Here is a 20811-nt window from a genome sequence, read left to right as displayed (position 1 = left end):
ATCGGTTCGAGGAATGTCCGCGAATGCCCGATCCTTTCCGGCCCGGCGAGCCCGAGGGCGAGGATATAGCGGAGGAACCAGCCGGCTGATCCGAGGTGCCCGGTGGCGGGTGGCTAACCGGCATCCGACTTGAGCCCGCCGAAGAAATCGATCAGCGCACCTGCCGTTTGCGCGGGCGCCTCCTCCGGGAAGAAATGTCCGCCCGAGATCGCGCGGCCGCGCACGTCGTCGGCCCAGTTCCGCCAGAGCGCCAACGGCCCACCTTCGCCGGCATACCATTGGGCGAGCGCGCCTTGCCCGCTCCACAAGGCCAGCACCGGGCAGGCGATGCGCCGGCCGGCGGCTTTGTCCGCCCGGTCGTGATCGCGGTCCAGCGTTGCCGCGGCCCGGTATTCCTCGCAGATCGCGTGGATGTGGGCGGGGTCGCGCAAGGCTTCGACATAGGCCTGGCGGATGCCGGCCGGAAAGACATCGGGCGACGACCCCCAGCCACCCAACGCATTGTCGACGATGGCGTCGGCGGCGCCCGCCAGGATCTTTTCCGGCAAGGGTTCGGGCTGTGCCAGCAAGGACCACGGCCAGAAGCCGAGGGCCAGCCGCGCGTCGGCCCGGTCCCAGGCGTCGGCCGTGGGGACGATGTCGAGCACGGCGAGTTTTTCGATACGGCCGGGATGGTCGAGCGCCATGCGGTAGGCGACGCGCCCGCCGCGATCATGGCCGGCGACCATGAAGCTGGTAAAGCCGAGCCTGGCCATCATCGCCACCATCTCCGATGCCATGGCCCGCTTGGCATAGGGAGCATGATCGGCGCTCGAGGCCGGGCAGGCGCTGCGCCCATAGCCACGCAGGTCGGCGCAGATGACGGTGAAACGATCGGCAAGCAGCGGCGCAATATCGCGCCACATCAGATGGGTTTGCGGAAAGCCGTGCAGCAAAAGCACCGCCGGTCCGGCACCGGCGCGGCGCACGAAGATGCCGGCGTCCTCGATGTCGACGTCGATAGGCTGGAAATGCTCGAACATGGCTGGCCTCCGGCACAGGCAACGGCTGGAGAACGGGATTGGTTGCGGCGCCTTCGCAAGCGCCGGCCGCAACGGGCCGATCCCGCGCAAGCTCTCCCCCAATCCCTTGGGCCAACCTTTTGGGCCGGCGGACGTTGTCCCCGTGAACGGAAGGCCGCCGTGGGGCGGCTTCAACGAAGGAGGCCGAGATGAAATCCCTCGTCATTGCGTCATGCGCCGCGATGCTGGCCCTGGCATTGCCGGCAGCGGCACAGACGGCCCAGCAGTCGCCGAACCAGCAGGCCGACAAATGCCGGGCACAAACGGATCAGGGCGGCAAGCAGCAGTCCGGCAGCGGCGACCTGAGCGAAAAGCTCAACGATTGCGGCGGCGTGCTGAAACCGCCCCCCACAGGCGACCAGGGCATGGCCGCGCCGGCACCCGACGAAGGCAAGACGCCGGTCATCAAGCCGGGCGAAGTGCCGCCCCAGCCGCCAAAGCAGTAGAGATCGTTCGGCAGCATTGTCATGGCGGCGGAGGAACTTCGCAGACCAGGAAACGTTTCTCTGACAAACCGGATCTGGAAAGGATGGACCGTGAGAGATGTTGCCAGTACAGCCGCGTTGCTTACCTCTATTGCCATCGTTATCGTCCTGATGCTGACGGCGCCGAAGAGCTTCGGCTTCGAGGCCTCCCACCCGATCGTGGACGGCGATCTGCCAGTGGAATGACCCGAAAGCGGTTCCGCACAAGAAAGCAGGCGAGTTCGCCTGCTTTTCGCTTGCATGGTGCCTTGGCTTACCTGACCAGAAGGCCGGCGTGATCGCAGAGTGCGGTGAAGGCTTCCTGCGCCTGTGCCGCGCCCTCATTGTTGGCCAGGGCCGACTCGATCTTTTCGCGCGCGGTCTGGTAGAAGGGGCCGCGCCTGGCCTGTGGCCAGTCGATCAGGATTTCACTGGCGTCCTGAAGCGTGGCCACCTCGCGGATCGTCTCCGAGCCATGGGGCTTGACCCGCAGCGGTGTCGACAGCATCAAACCGGCCATTGGTTTCTCCTGCTACTGGGTCCTCATTGCAGGATGCGCGCCTCGCGCGCGGCGTCGATCATCGCCCGCATCGCCTTTTCCGCCGGCGTCCAGCCGTCCAGCGCATCGCGGCAGCTGCGCAGTGCCGCGCGGTATCGGCGGCCTTGGCCGGCCGGCCAGTCGCCAAGGCATTCCAGCCCCTCCCAGGCGCTGCGCACCACGCGCTCCCGCTCGGGGGCGAATTTCAGGCGGATCGGTCGGGGAAACATCTTGTCGTTCAACGGTCGTCTCCATGGATCATGCACATCGGCCGACATGCACCGAGGAAGCGCCTGATAACGTCGGCGACAGGGGAGGGTTCCAGGCCCGGACAATCAATTTCCAACCATGCTTTCAGTCGCGCGCGACGGCGTCCGACAAGGGCCTGGCCGCCGGCGGATCGACATCCTGTGCTTGCGGCCGGTCGTGCTCGAACTGCTCGGCGTCGGGCAAGGCATGCAGCCAGGTTTCGCGCCGGCCGGTCCACAATTCATATTGCGGTGCCAAATCCGTCGGTGCGACGTCGAGGCTGCCGAGCATCACCTCGGCCTCGTTGTCGTCGACCCAGGCGACGCGGCTGCCGCAGGTCGGGCAAAAGCTGCGTGTGCCGTAGCTGGCGACCTCGCCCGATGTCTCGAACGCATCGCGCGGCCAGATGGCAAAGGCCGAATAGACCGAACCACCCGCCTTGCGGCAATCCTTGCAATGGCAAAGGCCAACCCGCGACGGCTGGCCGTTGACGACGAAATGCACGCCACCGCACAGGCAACTGCCGGTCCTGCGTGTTGTGTCGGACATGGTTGCGCCCTCCGTTTCGCCAGCCTGGCTTTGCCTGCCATGGGGCTGCTCCAGCCATGGCCGGCTCCGTCAGTTTGGCATGCCGCGGGCCGGGCGGGACAGATGCTCGTCTGCCATTTCGTTGGCCAGGATGAGAAACCGGGAAAAAGACATCCTGTTCACCGTACCGCCGAGCCCGGTTGACGCGGCCCGCAGCATTCTTCAACGCCATGCCGGCGAATTGGTTGCCGCCTTTCGGCCGCTCCTTCTATCCGCGGGCGGCCATGTGGTTGTCGAGCTTCTTGCGCGAGGGTCCGTAGCGCTTGATGATGGTCTGGGCCTCGCTCTGCGGAATGCCATATTTGCGCGCGAAGGCCGCGACCTCGTAAGTTTCCTCGCTCGAGACCAGCTTGCGGTCCTGTTTGGTCTTGGATTTGTCGTCAGGCATGTCGGGCCTCACTTTCTGTAAGCCGCATGGTCGCGCGGACGCCTATATGTCGCGGTCACACATAACACGGATCGGCGATGCTGGTTCCATCGCGGAGCAATGCCAGTTCAGCCTAGGCCGATGAAGAGGTCGGGCCGGTGCTGTCGGTGTCGCTGCATTGGGCGCAGCGCGCGCTGGCGCCGGGACAGCCGCGGCGATGCGTACCGGCGGGGCAGCAAAGGCCGCTGGAACTCGTCCAGCGCGGGCATTGGAAAACCTGTCCGGTGCCGCCGCAGCCTTCGCACTCCAGAACCGGTGTCCGGACCAGATAGGACTTCGTCCCCAGCCTGACGCTTGCGCCCAAAACCCACCCACCCATATCGTGCACCAGACACAGCTGTGCATTAGCCCCGGCTAACAATATCACGATCAGGGTTACGGACAAGTTTCAGGATCATTAAGAATTTCTAAAGCTGTGCCTGCCGGGAAGCGGCCTTGCTTCTTCCTTCGAGCGGTGCGCTGCCATAGCATCGGGCGCCAAACCGGAACCGGTGAAAATTTTCGCCCGGCATGTCGGATCGGCACATGGCGGCGCGTCCTTGGGGCTGATGAAGCTGGAGAACAACCATGTCGCCTCAAATCGCGCAATCGCCGTGGCAGACCGCGGCCCTTCTCGTCGCCCGCCTGATCTTCGCCGCCGTCTTCCTGATGGCGGTGACCTTCAAGTTCATGGGCATGGAGGCCACGGCGGGCTATATCGCGGCCGCGGGCTTTCCGTTCCCGCTCTTCCTGGCATGGTGCGCGGCGATCCTGGAGGTGGCCCTGGTGCTGTGTTTCCTCAGCGGCGCCTTCTTTACCCAAGCCGCCCTGGTCGCCGCGGCCTATGTGCTGTTCCTGGCCTTTGCCTTCCACGGACCCAGCCACTGGGCCGGCAACCAGGCCGAGTTCGGCTTCTTCGTCGACCATTTTTCGTTCATGGCCGGACTGCTGTTCGCGGCGGTCCACGGACCGGGAAGAATTCTGGCGCTGAACCTGGGATGGCCGGGCAGGGCATAAAGCCCGCCCGGGGCAGGGCGTAGGGCCCGCCCGGGGGCGGGAGCCTCACATCTGATCGTTGTAGGGCTCCTTCATCTGGCCGACCATGCGGGCCAGCTTCGAGAAAGACGGCATGTCGGCCTCCGGCTGACACTGGTTGGCGAGTTCCAGCAGCCGGATCGGAAAATTGACGGCGTCGCGGTTCGACGCCGACATGCCGTCCGATCGCTCCTCGCCGGTTTCCGACGCCTCGGCCTTGCGAAGCGCGATGTCGATCTCCTCCGACGTCAGCACCCCCTTTTTGACCAGGACGTGGTTGATCGAGGCGACGGCCATCAGCAGGCCTTCGAGTTGCAGGTTGGCGACGTTCATGGATTTCTCCCTCCGTTGATCGCAGTGGAACGCATCAGCGGCGTTTCCGATCCGGCCGGCGTGCGGGAACCAGCGCGCCGATCGTGAGCGGTCAGGCGCTACTCCTGCGTCAGGCGCTCGCCATACTCGCGCCAAAGCGCCCTGACTTCCAGGCTGCCGAGGCGCGGGATCGAAGGGTCGCCGCAGTCTATGGCGACGGTGCCGATGTCGTAATTGGGGTAAGCGTTGGCGACGAAGCGGATCGCTTCGCCAAGCGAGTGCACCCGGATGACCGGATCGGCCTGACCCTGGCCGGTGCTGCGCACACCGGAAACCGTGGCCGGAGCGTGCCGCATCCTGAAGACGGATGCCATGGCTGGTCTGTCCATCGTCCTCTCCCACAAGGCCGTGCGACGGGAATCATTCCATGAGCTGGCGCTGATGATTTCACAGGAGCCGGTTCATGAACAGCCGGATAAATGTCAGCGGACGGGATCATGCCTCCCGGAGAAATATGAATTTTTTCCTATTTGGCATTGACCGGTGAGGGCAGCGATGCTATAAATCTATCCATGGTGCTGATTTGCGCCACCGACCCGCCGCCGAGGCGGGTTTTGTGTTTCTGGCCCCTGGTTGGGTTGCCTGCCGATGCGGTGGCGCCGTAGGGCGCTGCTTCCGCGAGATGCGAGAAATCCCATGCCCCGCTATGCCAGCATCATCACCGGCGATGACGGCCGCGAGATCGTCAGCGCCATCGGCGAATTCGAGGGCGCCGGCCCGGTGGCGCGCCTCGGCCGTGTCGAGGCGGTTGCGCCCGGCGTGCTGATCGGCATGGTGCGCGATGCGGCAGGTGGTTTCTGCTTTCCGCAGGCCGGTATCGGCGCACAGCTCGTAGGTCTCGCCATGGCGCGGCTCAAGGCCGCAAGGCCTCTGGCGAGGCCCGCACAGGCCGCGAAGCCGAAGCGCGGCGGGAAGGCCAGGAAGAAATCCGCCCGCTCGAAAAAGCGGGCCAGGCAGGCGCCGCCGAAGGCCGCCGCCGGTGATGTCAATGTCGGGGCGCGGACCCATGACTGGTGAAACCGGGCCGGCGCGCCGCAAGGCCAGGGCGGCAAGGCGCAAGCCCGCTGCCAGTCCGGTAGCCGCCAAGACGCCCCGGCCGAAGCGGACCAAGAAAACATTGGGCGATGATTTCCTCGCCGCCGTGCGGGCCGATTTTCAGGCGCATGGCGCCGGTGTCCTCGCCGAGGTGCGGACCGACAAGCCGGACCAGTATCTGAAGATCGTGCTGTCCGTGCTGCCCAAGGATTTCGGTGTCGCCGTCAACCAATTGGACGTCCTCTCGGATATTCTGTTCGAGGTGATCGTGCGGAAGTTCGGGCCAGCCCCGGAGGACTGACGGCCGGCCCTGCTTTGGGACCCGGCACCTGAGGCCTCGATCGAACCAAAAGCCCGCCTTGGCTCACGCCGGGGCGAGCTTTTTTGCGTCGTCGGACCGCTCACCGTTTCACGGAAACGAGGCCCGGCTCCTCTTCGGCGCAAGGTCGGAAAACCGTACTCAGGCCAGGATGTTGACGGCGCGGGCCGCGACCAGCGCGATCGTGAGCAGCGAGATCATCGCCTCCGCCATCATCAAAAGCTTGGCGCGCTGGGAAAGCGGCAAGGTGTCGGTTGGTGAAAACGCCGTCGCATTGGTAAAGGCGAGGAAGAAATAATCAACGAAGCCAGGCAGCCAGTCGCGGATCTCGCGATCGTCCAGGGTCATTTGCGGAAACAGGAAATCGGCATGGGCGCGTTTGACCAGTCCGCAGGTCGGCGGCCCGCCGCGGTCGGTGCTCCAGAACCACAAGGCGAAGACGATGATGTTGGTGAGCCAGATATTGAGCGCGTCGACCAGCAGTGTCTGGCCGCTGCTGCCGGCATGTCCCGCCAGCAAAGCGCGCACCAGCAGCACCAGCGAGCCGCAGTTCATGACACTGACGACGCCGGTCATTACCAGGGCCGTTCTGCGGATCATGACGCGAAAACGGCCGACGAGATACCAGTGCTCTTCCTCGACCGCTTTCTGGGTGGCGACCTGTGTCCAGGCGGTGGCCACGGACAGGGGCACCAGCAGGGCGGCCTCCAGCGCCGGCGCCAGCCAGCGAGGGCCGAACGAAAGATCGTTGATGACCAGAAGCTGCAGGCAGATGATGACGAGGACAGCCGCGCGCGCCAGCCAGAAGTCTAGCGCGCGGTGGTGAATGACGGCATGCTGGTGACGCATCGAATGTCCGGGATGCTGAAGTGGGATCGGGTGTGCGGGCTGTTTTTGCCCGGGGAGGGCAATAGAATGCCGAGATTCCCGCTCAATCTTGGTATTGCAATGGCACCCAAGTATACTTTTTTGTAAGCTTTGACCTTGGGGCTATTCGGCAAACCGGGCGATGTGATTTAAGCGCGGCATGGCGGGAATTGACGACTCCATGGATCGTTGGGTGCCGGCAGCACTGCCTGCCGTGGGCCTGGACTCGTCATTGGTCTGGTCCGCGCTGCTTCGGCACCCTTGGGGTTTGCTGGCACTTTTGTGCCTGGTGCAGATCCTGTGCTGGACCCTGGTGCCAACACTCATCGATCCCGCACCGCCCGGCGACGTCGTGGAAGGCTTCATGTGGGGCCGCGAATGGGTGCTTTTGACCTACAAGCATCCGCAACTCCCCGGCTGGCTGCTCGAGACCAGTCATCTCCTGACCGGATCGTTCCGCTGGCCGCAATATCTGCTGGCCCAGCTGACGATCTCGGCCACTTTCGTCCTGGTCTACCTGCTGGCTCGCGACACGCTCGGCCGCGACAAAGCGCTGGCCGCCGTGCTTTTGATGCCGTCGGTCTATTTCTTCGGCTGGCCGACGCCGCAATTCAATCACGACTATGCGCAGATGCCGTTCTGGGCGGCGATCTGCTGGCTGCTGTGGCGCGCCAGCCGCGGCGGCGGGCCGGGCTGGTGGCTGGCGCTCGGATTGGTGTCGGGCGTTGGGCTCTACGCCAAGTTTTCCACCGGCTTGCTGCTTGCCTTCGGCGGCCTCTGGCTGCTGTGCGACCCACGTGCGCGCAGCCGGCTGGCGACACCCTGGCCATGGCTTGGCCTGGCTGTGTTTCTCGCCGCCGCCGCGCCGCTTGCCATCGCACTCTACCGCATCGATTTCCTGCCTTTGACCTATTTCGCCGGCCGCGATGCATGGGTGAGCGAGCACCGGGCGCGGCTCTATTATATCGGCGTCCAGATGGCCGGCCTTTCCGGCTTTCTCCTGGTGTTGGCGCTATCAGGGCTATTGCGGCGCTCACCAGCACCGCAAGTGCCGGTCGAGCGCGACACGCTCGTCTATCTCTGCTGGATGGGGCTTGGGCCGGCGGCGCTGATCATGGTGGTCTCGCTGTTCACCGGCACCGGCGAAGCCTGGGGCGCACCGATGTACAATCTTGTCGGCGTCGTCGCGCTCGCCTTTCTCGGTCACCGGCTCGGTGCCGTCGAGATGAGGAGGTTGGCGATCTGCGCCTTCATCTGCATCGTCGCCATGTCGGGCGCCTATGGGGCGATCCGATGGACGGACTGCAATGTGCGGGGACGCATGGACGCCGTCTGCTGGCCGGCGCGGCCGATCTCGGACGAGGCCGAGGCAATCTGGCACGCGGCGGCGCCGGGCAGGCTCGACATCGTCGGTGGCGACACCAATCTTGCCATGCTGGCTGGCCTCAACGCCTATGACAAGCCGTCTATCTTCACCGATCTCGATATGCGGTTCGCACCCTGGATCACGAGGCAGCGGTTGCGCGATCACGGCATGCTGATGGTCTGGTCGGGTCGTCACGTGCCGTCAAGATTTCTGGCGTGGGTGGACAATATCCCGGTCAAGACCGTTCTTTTCAACTGGTCGCGCGAGGCACCGCCGGTGGCGATCAGCTTTGCCGTCATTCCGCCCGGCACGCGATATCTGCCGGCTGCCGCCAGCAGCCGGACCCGGCATCCGCGCAGCTAGGGTGAGCGGCGTCGTGCGATCCCATTCCCTATAATACAAGCGGACGGCCGCTCGTCTGACTGGACGAACCAGGCAACAATGCCCATTTATGGCGCTATCCAAGTTTGTTGCCGCGCAATTCCCGACGGAGAGCCGCTACACTTCCCCGGAATTGCCTTTTGAGGAGACGTGACATGGCGACTTCGAGCGAACGTGCAGTGCTTGCCGGCGGCTGCTTCTGGGGCATGCAGGATTTGATCCGGCGCTTTCCGGGCGTCCTTGCCACGCGTGTCGGCTACAGTGGCGGCGACGTGCCGAACGCTACCTATCGCAATCATGGCACGCATGCCGAAGCCATCGAGATCACCTTCGACCCGGCGAGAATCAGCTTTCGCCAGCTTCTGGAATTCTTCTTCCAGATACATGATCCGACGACGCGCAATCGCCAGGGAAACGATGTCGGCATGAGCTATCGCTCCGCAATCTACTACACCGATGAGGAGCAGAAGCGTGTGGCGGAGGACACCATCGCCGATGTCGACGCCTCCGGCCTGTGGCCCGGCAAGGTCGTCACCGAACTTGCGCCGGCCGGAGCGTTCTGGGAGGCCGAACCCGAGCACCAGGACTATCTCGAGAAATATCCCAACGGCTACACCTGCCATTTCGTCAGACCAGGCTGGAAGCTGCCGGTTCGTGAAAAGGCGGTTTGATAAAGTTCACCAGCCGTTTTGGCGGTAGGTGGGGTGTAAACGCTCGTCGATTGCCAAGGATCATACGCATAGTGGCTGTTGGCCGCCGTCCGGCGGTTGACAGTCCGCTGCGTTGCTGGCCAACTGTGTGGGTTGATCGATCATCGGGGATGAGCATGAAGAAGATCTACGAAAAGCCGGTGTTGGTGAAGCGGGAAAGACTCTCAAGTGTTGCGGCGGGACCGCTTTCTTCCAAGGCAGCCTGACCGGCCAGGCCGGCTTTCGGGCCTGGCTGGCCGAGTTGTAACGGTGATCGAATTGCTGGCGCGGGCAGGCTACGTCTTGCCCCGCTGGGCTTGAGAAGATGATTTCTTCCGAACCCGCGGCCCGCGCCGGGGAACTCAATGCAATTTTCATCCTGGATGTTTCTGCTTATACCGGGCCGCTGCTTTCCGGATGGATCGAGGCGGGAAACCGTGTTGGTGCGATTATCGTGCCTGGTTTTCAACGCCCATCCAGAGGCTTCAGCATTGGCAATTTTCGGCGCAGGCTGAGGCGCCGGCTTTTGCTCAGGCGCCATCTCGGCAACACGCCGGTAAAGCTGATTGAATTCCGCCGGCCTTACGACTGGAACGAGCTTGCCCGGCAATTGCCTGACATCGCCGCGGATGTGCTGATCTGCTTCGCTTTCCCGACCTTGATCCCGCAGCAGCTGCTCGACCTCTTTCCCAAGGGCGGGCTTAATTTTCATCCGGCGCTGCTGCCCAACTACCGGGGGCCGCATCCTCTCCATCGTCTTGTCGCGGATGGCCAGCATGCGGTCCATGGCGGCGTGACACTGCATAAGATGTCGGCCAATTTCGACGACGGCGACATCCTCGGACAAGTACTGTTCACCGAAGCAGACTGGGCATCGCGGCGGGATATGGTGGACGGCGTGGCGAGCGCGATGCGCCGGTTGGTGCGTGAGGTGGCGCCAGGCTATTGCAAGAATCTGGTGTCGGGGATGCGGCAGCCAGCCGGTGATTTCGTCTGGGCTCGACTTGAGCGGGACCACATGGCGATTTCGTCCGACATGTCGATCGGGCACGTTGCCCGGATGTGGCACGTATTGGGCGCTAAACCCGGTATCTATCTGGATGTCGCCGGCCGCAAGGTCAGGCTGGCCTTCCAGGTCAGGCGACTGGGTCCGCCAACCGGAAAGGGTCCCGTAAGGCGGTGGGGGATGGTGGAGTTCGATCTTGCCAATGGCCGGGTTCGGCACCTCACCTACGGGCGCCTGCTCAAACGGCTGATGAAAATATACGCCTCATTCCCACGCCCCCGGGCCGGCAAACCGTACGCTGAATTAAGGGTCTTTGGCCGGGTGGGCAGTGAAGCGGCACCAGAGCCGCAAGCGGGTAGTCGCGGACACTGAATCCCAATAATGGGAACCGCGGAAACTGCGTCCGCGGTTCTCATATCGCGATGGCAAACTACTTTCCGCAGTTGTTGTCGTTCACGGTCGGCGCGGTGGCGTTGCCATTGGCGTCCGTCTGTGCACCCTGCGGGTTGGTCGGGCAATTCTTGTCCGCATTGGAATTCATGTCGCCCGGCGTGGTGGTCGTGCTGTTGGTCGCGCCCGGATCGATCGTACTGGGTGAAGCCGGGGTGCTTGGGTCCACAGTGACGGACTTGCCGCTACCGCCGGGCCCATCCGCGCCCGCTGCGCTATTGCTTTGTGCCATGGCGGATGTTGCAACGGCAATGGTGAAGGCCGAAGCCGCGAGGATTTTCATGAACATGATTTGTCTCCATTTTCTGTGAACTCGTCGCCGGGAACGGTGCACGGTTTCGCGGAAATCATGAACCGCTCAATCTCTTGTTTTGACACAATCCCGAACGGAAAATTGGTCCTGGAATCGCGTCCAGCGACTGGTGGGACAACCCCTCGGAATGGCGAAGGTTCCAGACAAATTTCCGCGCCGGCGATGTCCAATTGCCCTGGAGCTCGGGCAATGCTTTAGCGCGGCTTGCCAAAAAAACAGCTTTCCCAACCGTCCGAATGATGCTTTAACGCGCCTATCCACAGGGGTGCTCCGTACGGTCGGGGCTGAGACGGGGGCGGCAAGCCCACAGACCCTAGAAGCTGATCTGGGTAATACCAGCGGAGCGAGGCGGGCGATGTTTTCAGGCGCACAGGTTTCCCTATATCCAATGGCCGACGATTTCGTCGGCATCATTCTGGGCGCGCTCGGCGCGCTCGATCCGTACCGCGATAAGCTCAGGATCGAGACCGACGACATTTCGACCTTGCTGGTCGGGCCCCCCGAGGTGTTATTCCCTGCGCTGCGCGACCTTTTCGTGGCCGCGTCTGGCAGCGGCAGGCATTGCGTGCTGTCAGCCACCATTTCGCGTGGCTGCCCAGGCGAGCCGGATGACCCGATCTGCCGCTCCGACACGTTCGGCGGACCTGCCGGGCCACTCGGCCCGCGCAAGCAAGCCGCCATCACCGCAGTGCGCGGCGCGCCGGCCACTGGCCAGCCGGCGGCGGCGCAGTTCTCGCTCTATGTGATGGGCACTGACGACCACACGGACGAAATCTATGGCTGCATAGATTTCCTGAAGCAGTCCGGCGTCTACGATCGCTCCAAGAATTTCTGCACCAAGCTGCGCGGCGATGCCGGCGCGATCTTCTCGGCCCTCGATGAAGCCTTCTGCCGCTTCGGGCCCGGCGCCGGCCATGTAACCCTCGATGTCACGGTCTCGGCCAACAGTCCCACCGCCGTCTGAACCGCTCGTGGTCTCATCGTCATTCAACCCGCGTAACGTCGCGGGCTTCTTCGCAAAAACAGCGCCGGCCGTGATATCGATCGGTTTGGTGCTCGTGGCCTGGGAACTGTACGCAAACATTTCCGGCATGAAGCCGACGGTTCTGCCGGCGCCCTCGCGCGTCTTCGAACAGGCGATGCTCAATCGGGAAGCCTTGGTCGACAACGCCATTCCCACGGTCCGCGCCACGCTGATCGGTTTTGCCTGTTCGCTCAGTGCCGCCTTCGCCCTGTCGATGCTGGTCGACTTCTTCCAGCCTTTGCGGCGAGCGCTGTTTCCCATCTTCATAGTCAGCCAGACTTTGCCGCTGGTCGCCATCGCGCCATTGGTGGTGCTGTGGTTCGGCTTCGGGCTGGCGCCCAAGATCGTGCTGGTGGCGCTGGTCACCTTCTTCCCGATGCTGGTCGCGCTGGTACAGGGCTACGAGGCTACCGAGGTGGAGATCGGTCAGATGCTGCGTGCCATGGGAGCAGGGCGTTGGCGTGTCTTCATGCTGGCACGATTGCCTTCGGCGCTGCCTTATTTCTTCGCTGGCCTCAGGATATCCATCACCTATGCCGTCGTCGGCGCCATTTTCGCCGAATATGCAGGCGCGGCCAAAGGGCTGGGCATCTACATGCTCAACGCCAAGAACAATTTCCGTCCCGACCTGGTGCTCGCCGCCGTCTGCGTCAGCGCAGCGCTCACCCTTGTCCTGTTCGGGCTGACGATGCTGCTGCAGCGTCTTGCCATGCCCTGGGAACGAGCTGCTGGCAGGCAAGGCCCTGGAAAAGGTCCAGAAGCATGAGCCGGCTCGAATTGCGGCATGTTCGCAAGGCGTTTGGCGGGCTCGATGTGCTCGCCGACATTTCGCTTCGTGTCGATGCCGGCGAATTCGTCTCGATCCTTGGACCTTCGGGAGCCGGCAAGTCGACGCTGTTCCAGCTTCTGACCGGCGCCGAGCATGGCGAGGGTGAGATGTTCTTCGACGGCGTGCCGCTCGACGATCACGGCAGGCATTTCGCCTTCATGCCGCAGCGCGACGCGCTGATGCCGTGGCGGCGCATCCTCGACAACACCACGCTCGGACTCGAGGTGCAAGGCGTCAGCCGCAAGGCGGCACGGAAGCGTGTGGCTCCGCTGTTTGCCGAATTCGGCCTTGCCGGCTTCGAGTGGCACTTTCCAGCGCAGATCTCGGGCGGCATGCGCCAGCGCACGGCGCTTTTACGCACCGTGGTGCAGGAACGCGATATGTTGCTGCTCGACGAGCCGTTCGGCGCGCTCGACGCACTGACCCGTGCGGCCCTGCAGCGCTGGCTCGAACAGATGTGGCGGCACCACCACTGGACGGCGTTGCTGATCACTCATGACGTGCGCGAAGCCCTGTTCCTGTCCGACCGCATCTATGTGCTGTCCGCGCGGCCTGCCCGGGTCGTGCGCGAGATCAAGGTGCCGCTGCCGCGCCCGCGCGATTCCGCCAGCGCGGCCACGCGGCAGGCCGGGGCACTCGAGGCCGAGATTCTCGACATTTTGCTCAACCCCCAGCCATCCAAAGGACATGACCATGATTGACTTGACGCGCAGGCAAGCCCTGCTGCTCACCCTTGCCGGCAGCGTACCGCTGATCACCGGATCGAGCCGTTCCTTCGCGGCAACGCGGACGGTCACAGTCGCCCTCGACTGGACGGTCAACACCAACCACATCGGCCTGTTCGTCGCCCGCGATAAGGGATTTTATCGGGAAGCCGGCATCGAGGTCGACATCCTGCCGTACAGCGATACCGGTGCCGGCACGCTTGTCGCCAACCATGTCGCCGATTTCGGGATCAACGGCACCATCAGCCTGTTCACCCAGAAGACCGCGGGGGCCGATCTGAAGGGCGTCTATGCCGTCGTGCAGTCCGAGACAGGCCGGCTGGTGTTCAATGCCGCGCGCAGCGACATCAAAAGCCCGAAAGATCTGGATGGCCTGACCTATGGCGGTTTCGGCAGCGCCTGGGAGACCGCGCTGATCTCGACCATCATCCGTCACGACGGCGGCAAGGGCGATTTCGAGACGGTGACGCTGGGCACTTCCGCCTACGAGGCGCTGGCCAACGGTTCGGTCGACTTCACGCTGGAAGTGTCGACCTGGGAGGGCGTCGAAGCCGAACTCAGGGGCGTTAAGCAGCGCAGTTTCGTCTATGCCGACCATGGCGTCCCCGATGAGCACACCACGCTTATCTCTTCGAGCGAAGCGTATCTCCAGGCGAACCCCGAATTGTCGTCATCCTTCATCCAGGCAACGCGGCGCGGTTACCAATTCGCCGTCGATCATCCAGGGGAGGCCGCCACGCTGCTGATAGCCGCCAACAAGGATGCCCTGACGAATCCGGCCTTGGTCCACGCCTCGCTGAAGGCACTGCTCGAGGGCAATTATCTACGCGGGCAAAATGGTGCCATCGGGACGTTGGACCCTGCCAAGATGGAAGCGATCGGCAACTACCTCTTCGCCGCCGGCATTCTGCGCGACACCGACGGTACGGTTCTGCCGCAGAGCCCGGATTTCGCCAGGTATTTCAGCAACGCATTTCTGGGGTAGCTGGCCAATCCCTTAAGGAGAGGATCAACTCGGGCGAAACCCATTCCTGGCGATCCTCGAAGCCGAGACAATCTGCACGGCCGTGCCTTGTGTCTCGCATGTCTTTCGGCGGCGCCGTCGCCGTTTCTGATGCCGATATGATCTTCTCGGTTAACCGCACAGCAATGGTTGCGTGCAAAGGTCCCTCCGAGGGATCATCGGGGTTCTTGCCTTGCTTGCACCAAAAAGCGAAACGCTTCCGCGCGTCAACCAGGGCGGGATGATATCCGAAGCGCGCAAGCGCGAGATCCTGGCCGACTTGCGCGAAGGCTTCTTTCGCATTTGTGCGCTCGCATGCGCCGCGCTGTTTGTGTACCGGGGCGTGTATCACTTCGTGCAGGACCCCACCCGGTTCAATATCGCGCTCGTGGCGGTCTCCGAGACGCTCACCTTTACCTGGCTGCTGCTGTCGCGGCGGCCGGTGACGCGTGACTGGAGCCCGCTTGCGGTAGTCGCTTCGGTGACCGCCAGTTTTGGTGTCGCCTTGATCACCATGGAACCGGGCATCCCCATCATCCCCATCTATGTCGCCGCGCCGCTGCAGTTCCTGGCACTGTGGTTCGTCATCTGGGGAAAGCTGTCGCTGGGTCGTTCCTTTGCCATCCTGCCCGCCAATCGCGGCGTGATGACCGGCGGCGCCTACCGCCTGGTGCGGCATCCGATCTATGCCGGTTACCTTACCGGCCATGTCCTTTACCTGCTGTCGGCCTTTTCCTTCTACAATCTCGCCGTCTATGCGGTTATCACCTATCTGCAGGTGTACCGCATTCTGCGCGAGGAGGCCTTGCTTGCCGCGGAACCGGAGTACCGCTCTTATATGGAGCGCGTGCGCTATAGGCTGTTTTACCGGATATTCTGAAGGCCAGACTGTCACGCGAGAGTGGCCGGTCCTGTTTGATCCAGAGTTGGCCAACAGGGCTCCTTAGCGGCTAGTGGTCCGGAACTGCTCCGCAGGTGAGGTGCTGTATCCTGGCTGTTCGGTAGCAAGCAGCCTGGCACCAAATCATCGGCTCTCCAACAGCTGGCTCTAAATCGTTTTTTCTCGTAAACTTCTCAAAATATAGACATTGCAAACGTCTGCCATTAGATATTTTCTACAAGTATATTATATTTTTATTATCATTACCGCTTTCTTGTTTCGACAGTTAATACCATGCCGCTCACATGTATAGCGTGAATTGAAACTCAAAACTCTCTTCGACGTAGTTGCCATCGCAATCGGCTGCATGCCGACTGCCTAGCGCAACGACAACAGGAGAGTGTTATGGCCTTTACCATCAAGACAGTCGCCAGTGTGTTGGCGGGTAGTGCAATAGTCTTGGTTCTGTCCGTGCCAGCAAACGCAGCAGGTCTTGGCGTCGGTGTCGGCGCCTCGGTTGGCGGTAGCGGCGGTGTCAATGCCGGTGTCGGCGCCTCGGTCGGCGGCGGTGGCGGCATCAATGCCGGCGTCGGTGCCTCGGTCGGCGGCAGCGGTGGCGTCAATGCCGGAGCCGGCGCCAATGTCGGCGGCTCGAGGGGCGTCAGCGCCGGGCTCGGCGCGTCGGTCGGCGGCAGCAATGGCGTCAATGCAGGAGCCGGCGCCAATATCGGTGGTTCGGGCGGCATCAACGCCGGGCTCGGTGCCAATGTTGGCGGAACGGGTGGCATCAATGCGGGGCTTGGCGCCAGTGTTGGCGGCGCCGGTGGCATTGGTGTCGGCGCGGGCATCGGCAACGGCACCAATCCCAGCAATCCGTCCAACCCGAACAATCCATCCAATCCCAATCACCCCAACGTTCCTGGTGTCGTGGCCCAGATGTCAAGCTCGCAGGTGACGCGCATGAAGAAGCGCTGCGTCGATGTCCTCAGCAGCGAAGGGACCTATGACCGCGACTTGCGGCAGCTCTGCCTGCTGATCGCACGCCGCTGAGGCTGAGGGAGGTTGCGGAACCAGCCGTAGGCCTGACCGCACTCTCCTGGCCTCCGGCCGGTTGGAAAGCCCGCCGTCCAGGCGGGCTTTCTGCGTTGCGGGCTGTGTGTTCCGTAGCCGCAATAGTCCAGCGGAACGCCAGCCCCTCTAAAACGTTCATACCTTGCGACATCCGAAATGGCGCGATGTTGAACCAGCGCGAAAGCGCGCATTCAGGAGCAGGGAAGGCCATGGGTCTCGGAACGATACTTATCATTATTCTAATCCTCGCGCTGCTCGGCGGCTTCAGCGGTCTGGGCGGTGGCCCGTTCTACGGAACCGGTTACTATGGCGGTGGCGGTCTCGGACTTGTGTTGATCATCGTCATCATCCTTGTCGTCCTGGGACGCATCTAGCCGGCTCCTCTTGTGTCGCCGGCGTCGCGGTCCCGTGAGCGAACCCGCGCCGGAGTGCACTGGAATGTGATGGAAGCAGGCCGGCTTGTGATCATGCGCCCCGCAGGACGGCTGTATGTTGATTGCGGTCCACACCCCCCGTGGAAACAAGAGGAGAGGGTCCCACCCCTTCATCCTCCTCCAAGGCCCGCCCCGGTTCCCGGAGCGGGCTTTCGTTCTTCTGCAAAGCGATTGCCTTCGGTCTTTCTGCCGCTCTCGGCCACGGTCTTTTTTCTCCGTCATGACCGACCTGCCGCTGACGGGAAAGCCGTGGGCGTTCACGCTGGGCAATTACGCCGCCTTCTTCTCGCAGAATCTCTATCTGACGCTGCTGCCGGCTTCACTCCGCCTCGGCCTCGAGGTGACGACTCGCTGATCGAAGCCGGGCGCTCGCTCCGCCTCGCGGCTGCGCCGGTCAGACGCTGAAGGTCATCGTCCAGAATACTGGCGCCGACAGGTTGGCGGAGGGGCAGGATGTGGTGCTGCGCTGGTCGCCGGAGAGCACAGTGCTGATTGCGGCGGCGGGCTGATCGTCGTTTCGGCTCTTGCCAGACCGCTGATAATAAGGAACGCATAGCCGGGCCCAAGTTAAGCCCGGAGCATTTTGATGACGCTTGACCTGACGGCCCGCGACCGGTCCATGCTCGATGGCGAGCAAGGCCCAGCCGCGGCCGCCGCCATGAAAATCCTCGTCGCCTTTTCCAACGCGATTGGCGCCGGCGGCCTGCTCGATATCACCGGCGCCCATATTGACGGTTGCCTCTATCACGGCAAGGCAGGGCTCGACTTCGTCGAGCGGCTGGTCGAGGGAAGCGGACGTGTCCGGGTGCCGACGACGCTCAATGTCGGGTCGTTCGACCTTATTCATCCCGGCATGGTCAAGATGCCGGCGGCTGAAGAAATGCCAGCGCGGCGCTTGATGAAGGCGCATCTGGAGCTTGGCTGCCAGGCGACCTTCACCTGTGCCCCTTACCAGACGCGGTTTCGGCCTGAATTCGGCCAGCAGATCGCCTGGGGCGAATCCAATGCCATCGTCTTTGCCAATTCGGTGATCGGCGCGCGCACAAACCGCTATGGCGATTTCATCGATCTGTGCTGCGCCATGACCGGTCGCGCACCGGCCTGGGGCCTGCATCTGAGCGGGAACCGGCGTGGCCGCATCCTGTTCGAGCTGGATGTTCCCGACGGGGAGCCGAGCGATAGCCTGTTCGTCGGCGTCGGGCTGATCATCGGGCAAGCGAGCGGCGATCGCGTTCCGGTCATATCGGGCCTGCCGCGGCCACGCGACGAGGACCAGCTGAAGGCGCTTGGCGCGGCGGCGGCGACGACGGGCGCGGTGGCGCTGTTCCACGCGGTCGGCATCACGCCGGAAGCGGGAACACTCGACGAGGCGTTCCATGGACAAGCGCCGGAGGCAACGATCCGCATCACGCGCGCCGATATCGGTCAAGCGCTGGCCAGGCTGTCGCGCGTACCCGACGGGACGCCGCTGGCGGCCGTGTCGCTGGGCACCCCGCATTTCTCGCATGAGGAATGGATGCGCCTGCTGCCGTTGCTGCGTGCGGTGGCGCCGGGCAGGGGCATCCCGATCTATGTCAACACCGGCCGCGCGACGCTGACACGATTGCAGGAGGAGGGGGCATTGGCTGGCATGGAGGCGTTCGGCCTGGTCCCGGTCGCTGACACCTGCACCTATGTCACCTCGATTCTCGAGCGTCTCGACGGCGTCGTGATGACCAATTCCGGCAAATGGGCGCATTATGCGCCGGGCAATATCGGCGTGACCGTCGCCTTCGCCGAGATGCAGGACTGCATCCGCTCCGCCGCCGCAGGGCACGTCGTGCGGGGCGCCTCATGACGCGGTCGATTGAAGTGAAGGTCGTTGAAAGAGCCGGCACATTCCAACTGGCCGGTGCCGCCGAGGGCGCGGCGCTGGTGTTCTCGCAACCGCTCAGCTTCTGGGGCGGCATAGACGCCGAGACCGGCGACATAACGGATCATTCGCACCCAGGCCTTGGCCAGAATGTCTCCGGCAAGATACTGGTCATGCCGAGCGGGCGAGGGTCCTCGTCTTCTTCCTCTGTCTTGGCCGAGGCAATCCGCAGGGGCACGGCGCCGGCCGGCATTCTTCTGGAACGGCCGGACCCGATCCTTGCCGTTGGCGCCATCGTCGCCGAGTTCCTCTACGCGATCAGCATGCCGCTGGTGGTTTGCGACATTGGGGGCATTGTTTCCGGCGAGCGGATCGCGATCGATGTGGGCGGTGATGGCGGGGCGATTGTCCGCAAGGTCAGGAAATGAGCACGCGCTGATAGGGTGAGCGCTGCATCCGGCTGCCGCCTGCCTCTAGGACGCGCCAACCTACCGGCCGATCAGGCCTGTCATTACTCCAAATGATCTAACCGACACCGCCTAAATCCTTGTTTTGTGCGTGCCGAGCCAAGTGCTGCGCGCGCCTCAAATCTCCGGGATGTTCTCCTTGAAGATCACCTGCAGCCTCGGCTGGTGCAATTCATAGGGGAGGCCCCGGACGGCGTGGGTCAGGATGTTGAGCGCCTCACGGGCTTCGACGCGCGGGTTCTGGTCGATGACGGCGTCGAGCGTGCCGTCGAGCAGCAGTTCCTTGGTGCCGTCCGTCGCCTCGTGGCCGAGGAAAACCATGGATTGCGCACGGCCGCGTTCCTTCAGCGCGCGCGCGATGCCGGTGTTGCCGGCGCCGACATTGTAGATCGCGGCAAGGTCGGGGTGGCGTTCCAGAAGGGCTGACGCCTCCGAATAGGCCTTTTCGCGGTCGTCGAGCATTTCGCGCATCTCGACGATCTCCAGATTGGGGGATTCCTCGGTCAATATGTGCCGGAAGCCCATCTCGCGTTCCTCGTGGCCACGATAGGACAGCGAGCCTGCAAACAGCGCCACCTTGCCGGGGCGCCCCGGTCCCATGAAACGGTTGAGCAGATAGCCGGCCAGCCGCCCGGCGGCGCGGTTGTCGATGCCGATATAGGCAACCCTTGGCACATGCAGGATGTCGGAGGCGATGGTCACCACCTTGACGTCGTTGGCCGATAGCGAGCGGATCGCCTCGCGCACCGTCGGATGGTCGAGCGCGATGACACCGACGCCTTGCGTCTGGCCGCGCAAATCCTGCAGCAGGCGGGCGAGCCGGTCGGGATTGAAGCCCTCTATGGTGGCGATATGGACGTCGAGATCGGGACGCGCCAGGGCTTGTGCCTCGATGTGGCGGTGCAGCATCTTGATGAAGGAATTGGTGCCGGCCGGCAGCGCGAAGTCGAGCCGGATGACATCGCCGGGCACCGGCCTGGGCGGCGCCCCGTTCGGGCCTTCGGCGATGTAGCCGAGCCGCTGCGCCATTTCGAGCACGATCTCGCGTGTGCGCGCCCGCACGCCGGGGCGATTGTTGAGCACGCGGTCGACGGTGGCGGCGGAGACGCCGGCTTCCCGGGCTATGTCGGTCAGGGTGGAACGCACCGTCTCATCTCCTCAATGCATCAGGGATGACGCAGTGCCGGCTGGCGGCTGATTGCGCCCAACGCCCCGCGATCCGCGATTCTGATGGGAAATGATGTATCCGGCCTTGGCCGATGCGCAAGCCGCCAAGCTAAATCAACTCGTCCGGCACGATCGCGTCGGAAAGGGAGATCACATTTCCCATCAAATCGACGCATTCGGAGGGGGTCTATGAACCTTGGTATGACGCATTTCCTCACTC

At 63.5% G+C, this 20811-nt stretch carries 27 protein-coding genes, 2 pseudogenes and 1 riboswitch; of the genes and pseudogenes, 19 read left to right on the top strand and 10 right to left on the bottom strand.

All coding sequences use genetic code 11. The features are described 5' to 3' along the window. Positions 1 to 113: 113 nt before the first annotated feature. A complete protein-coding gene (locus LB571_RS18305; protein ID WP_140665781.1) occupies positions 114 to 1022 on the bottom strand; it encodes an alpha/beta fold hydrolase in 909 nt (302 codons plus the stop codon). 188 nt (positions 1023 to 1210) lie between these two features. Here LB571_RS18305 and LB571_RS18300 point away from each other — a divergent pair, with 188 nt between their 5' ends. Together LB571_RS18300 and LB571_RS28800 are read left to right on the top strand one after the other, a co-directional pair. Continuing rightward, positions 1211 to 1507 (top strand): hypothetical protein, encoded by a 297-nt coding sequence (locus LB571_RS18300; RefSeq protein ID WP_140716212.1) that lies wholly within the window; start codon positions 1211 to 1213, stop codon positions 1505 to 1507. Between the two features lie 90 nt (positions 1508 to 1597). Further along, positions 1598 to 1732: a hypothetical protein gene (locus LB571_RS28800; RefSeq protein ID WP_263484611.1), complete on the top strand. Its 135-nt coding sequence runs from the start codon at positions 1598 to 1600 to the stop codon at positions 1730 to 1732. A gap of 67 nt (positions 1733 to 1799) precedes the next feature. Here LB571_RS28800 and LB571_RS18295 read toward each other — a convergent pair whose 3' ends face one another. The 4 genes from LB571_RS18295 to LB571_RS18280 all read right to left on the bottom strand — a co-directional run bounded on the left by LB571_RS18295 (position 1800) and on the right by LB571_RS18280 (position 3288). Next, positions 1800 to 2045: a DUF982 domain-containing protein gene (locus LB571_RS18295; protein ID WP_140716210.1), complete on the bottom strand. Its 246-nt coding sequence runs from the start codon at positions 2043 to 2045 to the stop codon at positions 1800 to 1802. Positions 2046 to 2068: 23 nt separating this feature from the next. After that, entirely contained in the window at positions 2069 to 2305 is a 237-nt protein-coding gene (locus LB571_RS18290) for a DUF982 domain-containing protein (protein WP_023782817.1), read from the bottom strand. Between the two features lie 112 nt (positions 2306 to 2417). Further along, complete coding sequence (locus LB571_RS18285; protein WP_224596633.1) at positions 2418 to 2861, bottom strand: GFA family protein; 444 nt, start codon at positions 2859 to 2861, stop codon at positions 2418 to 2420. 247 nt (positions 2862 to 3108) lie between these two features. Next, entirely contained in the window at positions 3109 to 3288 is a 180-nt protein-coding gene (locus LB571_RS18280) for a DUF3606 domain-containing protein (protein WP_015317039.1), read from the bottom strand. Between the two features lie 606 nt (positions 3289 to 3894). Here LB571_RS18280 and LB571_RS18275 point away from each other — a divergent pair. Beyond that, positions 3895 to 4323 (top strand): DoxX family protein, encoded by a 429-nt coding sequence (locus LB571_RS18275; RefSeq protein ID WP_224596629.1) that lies wholly within the window; start codon positions 3895 to 3897, stop codon positions 4321 to 4323. Positions 4324 to 4368: 45 nt separating this feature from the next. On the opposite strand, the gene LB571_RS18270 is transcribed toward LB571_RS18275, so the two are convergent. Continuing rightward, a complete protein-coding gene (locus LB571_RS18270) occupies positions 4369 to 4674 on the bottom strand; it encodes a hypothetical protein (protein ID WP_015317041.1) in 306 nt (101 codons plus the stop codon). 98 nt (positions 4675 to 4772) lie between these two features. Further along, positions 4773 to 5042, bottom strand: coding sequence for a hypothetical protein (locus LB571_RS18265; protein WP_015317042.1), 270 nt, complete (start codon positions 5040 to 5042; stop codon positions 4773 to 4775). A 307-nt stretch (positions 5043 to 5349) separates the two neighbouring features. Here LB571_RS18265 and LB571_RS18260 point away from each other — a divergent pair, with 307 nt between their 5' ends. Both LB571_RS18260 and LB571_RS18255 read left to right on the top strand, forming a co-directional pair. Next, the gene (locus LB571_RS18260) at positions 5350 to 5730 is read left to right on the top strand and encodes a hypothetical protein (RefSeq protein WP_224596614.1); all 381 of its coding nucleotides are present in this window, start codon (positions 5350 to 5352) and stop codon (positions 5728 to 5730) included. After that, complete coding sequence (locus LB571_RS18255) at positions 5720 to 6049, top strand: hypothetical protein (RefSeq protein WP_224596612.1); 330 nt, start codon at positions 5720 to 5722, stop codon at positions 6047 to 6049. Before LB571_RS18260 ends, LB571_RS18255 begins: the two co-directional genes overlap by 11 nt. 159 nt (positions 6050 to 6208) lie before the next feature. Here the strand turns inward: LB571_RS18255 and LB571_RS18250 are convergent, their stop codons facing one another. Next, positions 6209 to 6916, bottom strand: a complete 708-nt coding sequence (locus LB571_RS18250) for a hypothetical protein (RefSeq protein ID WP_224596610.1) — start codon at positions 6914 to 6916, stop codon at positions 6209 to 6211. Between the two features lie 199 nt (positions 6917 to 7115). Between LB571_RS18250 and LB571_RS18245 the strand changes: the two genes are divergently transcribed. The 3 genes from LB571_RS18245 (at position 7116) to LB571_RS18230 (ending at position 10748) form a co-directional block, all read left to right on the top strand. Then, entirely contained in the window at positions 7116 to 8663 is a 1548-nt protein-coding gene (locus LB571_RS18245) for a glycosyltransferase family 39 protein (protein ID WP_224596607.1), read from the top strand. A 173-nt stretch (positions 8664 to 8836) separates the two neighbouring features. Next, positions 8837 to 9352 (top strand): peptide-methionine (S)-S-oxide reductase MsrA, encoded by a 516-nt coding sequence (gene msrA, locus LB571_RS18240; RefSeq protein ID WP_224596591.1) that lies wholly within the window; start codon positions 8837 to 8839, stop codon positions 9350 to 9352. 343 nt (positions 9353 to 9695) lie between these two features. After that, positions 9696 to 10748 (top strand): formyltransferase family protein, encoded by a 1053-nt coding sequence (locus LB571_RS18230; RefSeq protein WP_140876257.1) that lies wholly within the window; start codon positions 9696 to 9698, stop codon positions 10746 to 10748. A 58-nt stretch (positions 10749 to 10806) separates the two neighbouring features. Here the strand turns inward: LB571_RS18230 and LB571_RS18225 are convergent, their stop codons facing one another. After that, positions 10807 to 11115, bottom strand: a complete 309-nt coding sequence (locus tag LB571_RS18225) for a hypothetical protein (protein WP_140718388.1) — start codon at positions 11113 to 11115, stop codon at positions 10807 to 10809. Between the two features lie 275 nt (positions 11116 to 11390). Beyond that, positions 11391 to 11504: riboswitch (TPP riboswitch) on the top strand. Between LB571_RS18225 and LB571_RS18220 the strand changes: the two genes are divergently transcribed. The 11 genes and pseudogenes from LB571_RS18220 (at position 11495) to LB571_RS18175 (ending at position 19385) form a co-directional block, all read left to right on the top strand. Beyond that, positions 11495 to 12103, top strand: a complete 609-nt coding sequence (locus LB571_RS18220; protein WP_224596586.1) for a Ykof family thiamine-binding protein — start codon at positions 11495 to 11497, stop codon at positions 12101 to 12103. (Overlaps the previous riboswitch by 10 nt.) Positions 12104 to 12230: 127 nt before the next feature. Further along, positions 12231 to 12929, top strand: a complete 699-nt coding sequence (locus LB571_RS18215; RefSeq protein ID WP_411961396.1) for an ABC transporter permease — start codon at positions 12231 to 12233, stop codon at positions 12927 to 12929. Then, entirely contained in the window at positions 12926 to 13693 is a 768-nt protein-coding gene (locus tag LB571_RS18210; protein WP_224596583.1) for an ABC transporter ATP-binding protein, read from the top strand. The genes LB571_RS18215 and LB571_RS18210 overlap by 4 nt, the downstream gene beginning before the upstream one ends. Next, positions 13686 to 14702 carry an ABC transporter substrate-binding protein gene (locus LB571_RS18205; protein WP_224596581.1) on the top strand — a complete coding sequence of 339 codons (1017 nt, stop codon included), beginning with the start codon at positions 13686 to 13688 and terminating at the stop codon, positions 14700 to 14702. The genes LB571_RS18210 and LB571_RS18205 overlap by 8 nt, the downstream gene beginning before the upstream one ends. A gap of 259 nt (positions 14703 to 14961) precedes the next feature. Further along, complete coding sequence (locus tag LB571_RS18200) at positions 14962 to 15600, top strand: methyltransferase family protein (RefSeq protein ID WP_224587972.1); 639 nt, start codon at positions 14962 to 14964, stop codon at positions 15598 to 15600. 405 nt (positions 15601 to 16005) lie between these two features. Continuing rightward, positions 16006 to 16650: a hypothetical protein gene (locus LB571_RS18195; RefSeq protein ID WP_015317055.1), complete on the top strand. Its 645-nt coding sequence runs from the start codon at positions 16006 to 16008 to the stop codon at positions 16648 to 16650. Positions 16651 to 16880: 230 nt separating this feature from the next. After that, positions 16881 to 17045: a DUF3309 family protein gene (locus LB571_RS18190; RefSeq protein ID WP_023769518.1), complete on the top strand. Its 165-nt coding sequence runs from the start codon at positions 16881 to 16883 to the stop codon at positions 17043 to 17045. 231 nt (positions 17046 to 17276) lie between these two features. Next, positions 17277 to 17451, top strand: a pseudogene (locus LB571_RS28795) (ABC transporter permease); the annotation flags it as partial. Positions 17452 to 17497: 46 nt separating this feature from the next. Further along, positions 17498 to 17614 (top strand): annotated as a pseudogene (locus LB571_RS18185) (TOBE domain-containing protein); the annotation flags it as partial. A gap of 77 nt (positions 17615 to 17691) precedes the next feature. Continuing rightward, positions 17692 to 18942, top strand: a complete 1251-nt coding sequence (locus LB571_RS18180) for an aconitase X (protein ID WP_224596578.1) — start codon at positions 17692 to 17694, stop codon at positions 18940 to 18942. Beyond that, the gene (locus tag LB571_RS18175; protein ID WP_224531670.1) at positions 18939 to 19385 is read left to right on the top strand and encodes an aconitase X swivel domain-containing protein; all 447 of its coding nucleotides are present in this window, start codon (positions 18939 to 18941) and stop codon (positions 19383 to 19385) included. Before LB571_RS18180 ends, LB571_RS18175 begins: the two co-directional genes overlap by 4 nt. Before the next feature lie 156 nt (positions 19386 to 19541). Here LB571_RS18175 and LB571_RS18170 read toward each other — a convergent pair whose 3' ends face one another. Beyond that, positions 19542 to 20570 (bottom strand): LacI family DNA-binding transcriptional regulator, encoded by a 1029-nt coding sequence (locus tag LB571_RS18170; RefSeq protein ID WP_224596562.1) that lies wholly within the window; start codon positions 20568 to 20570, stop codon positions 19542 to 19544. Between the last annotated feature and the right edge of the window lie 241 nt (positions 20571 to 20811).

The sequence above is a fragment of the Mesorhizobium sp. BR1-1-4 genome (assembly GCF_020165375.1).
Taxonomy (GTDB): Bacteria; Pseudomonadota; Alphaproteobacteria; order Rhizobiales; family Rhizobiaceae; genus Mesorhizobium; species Mesorhizobium australicum.
The sequence above is the reverse complement of the archived record's forward strand: the minus strand, read 5'-3'. Positions and strand labels throughout refer to the sequence as shown.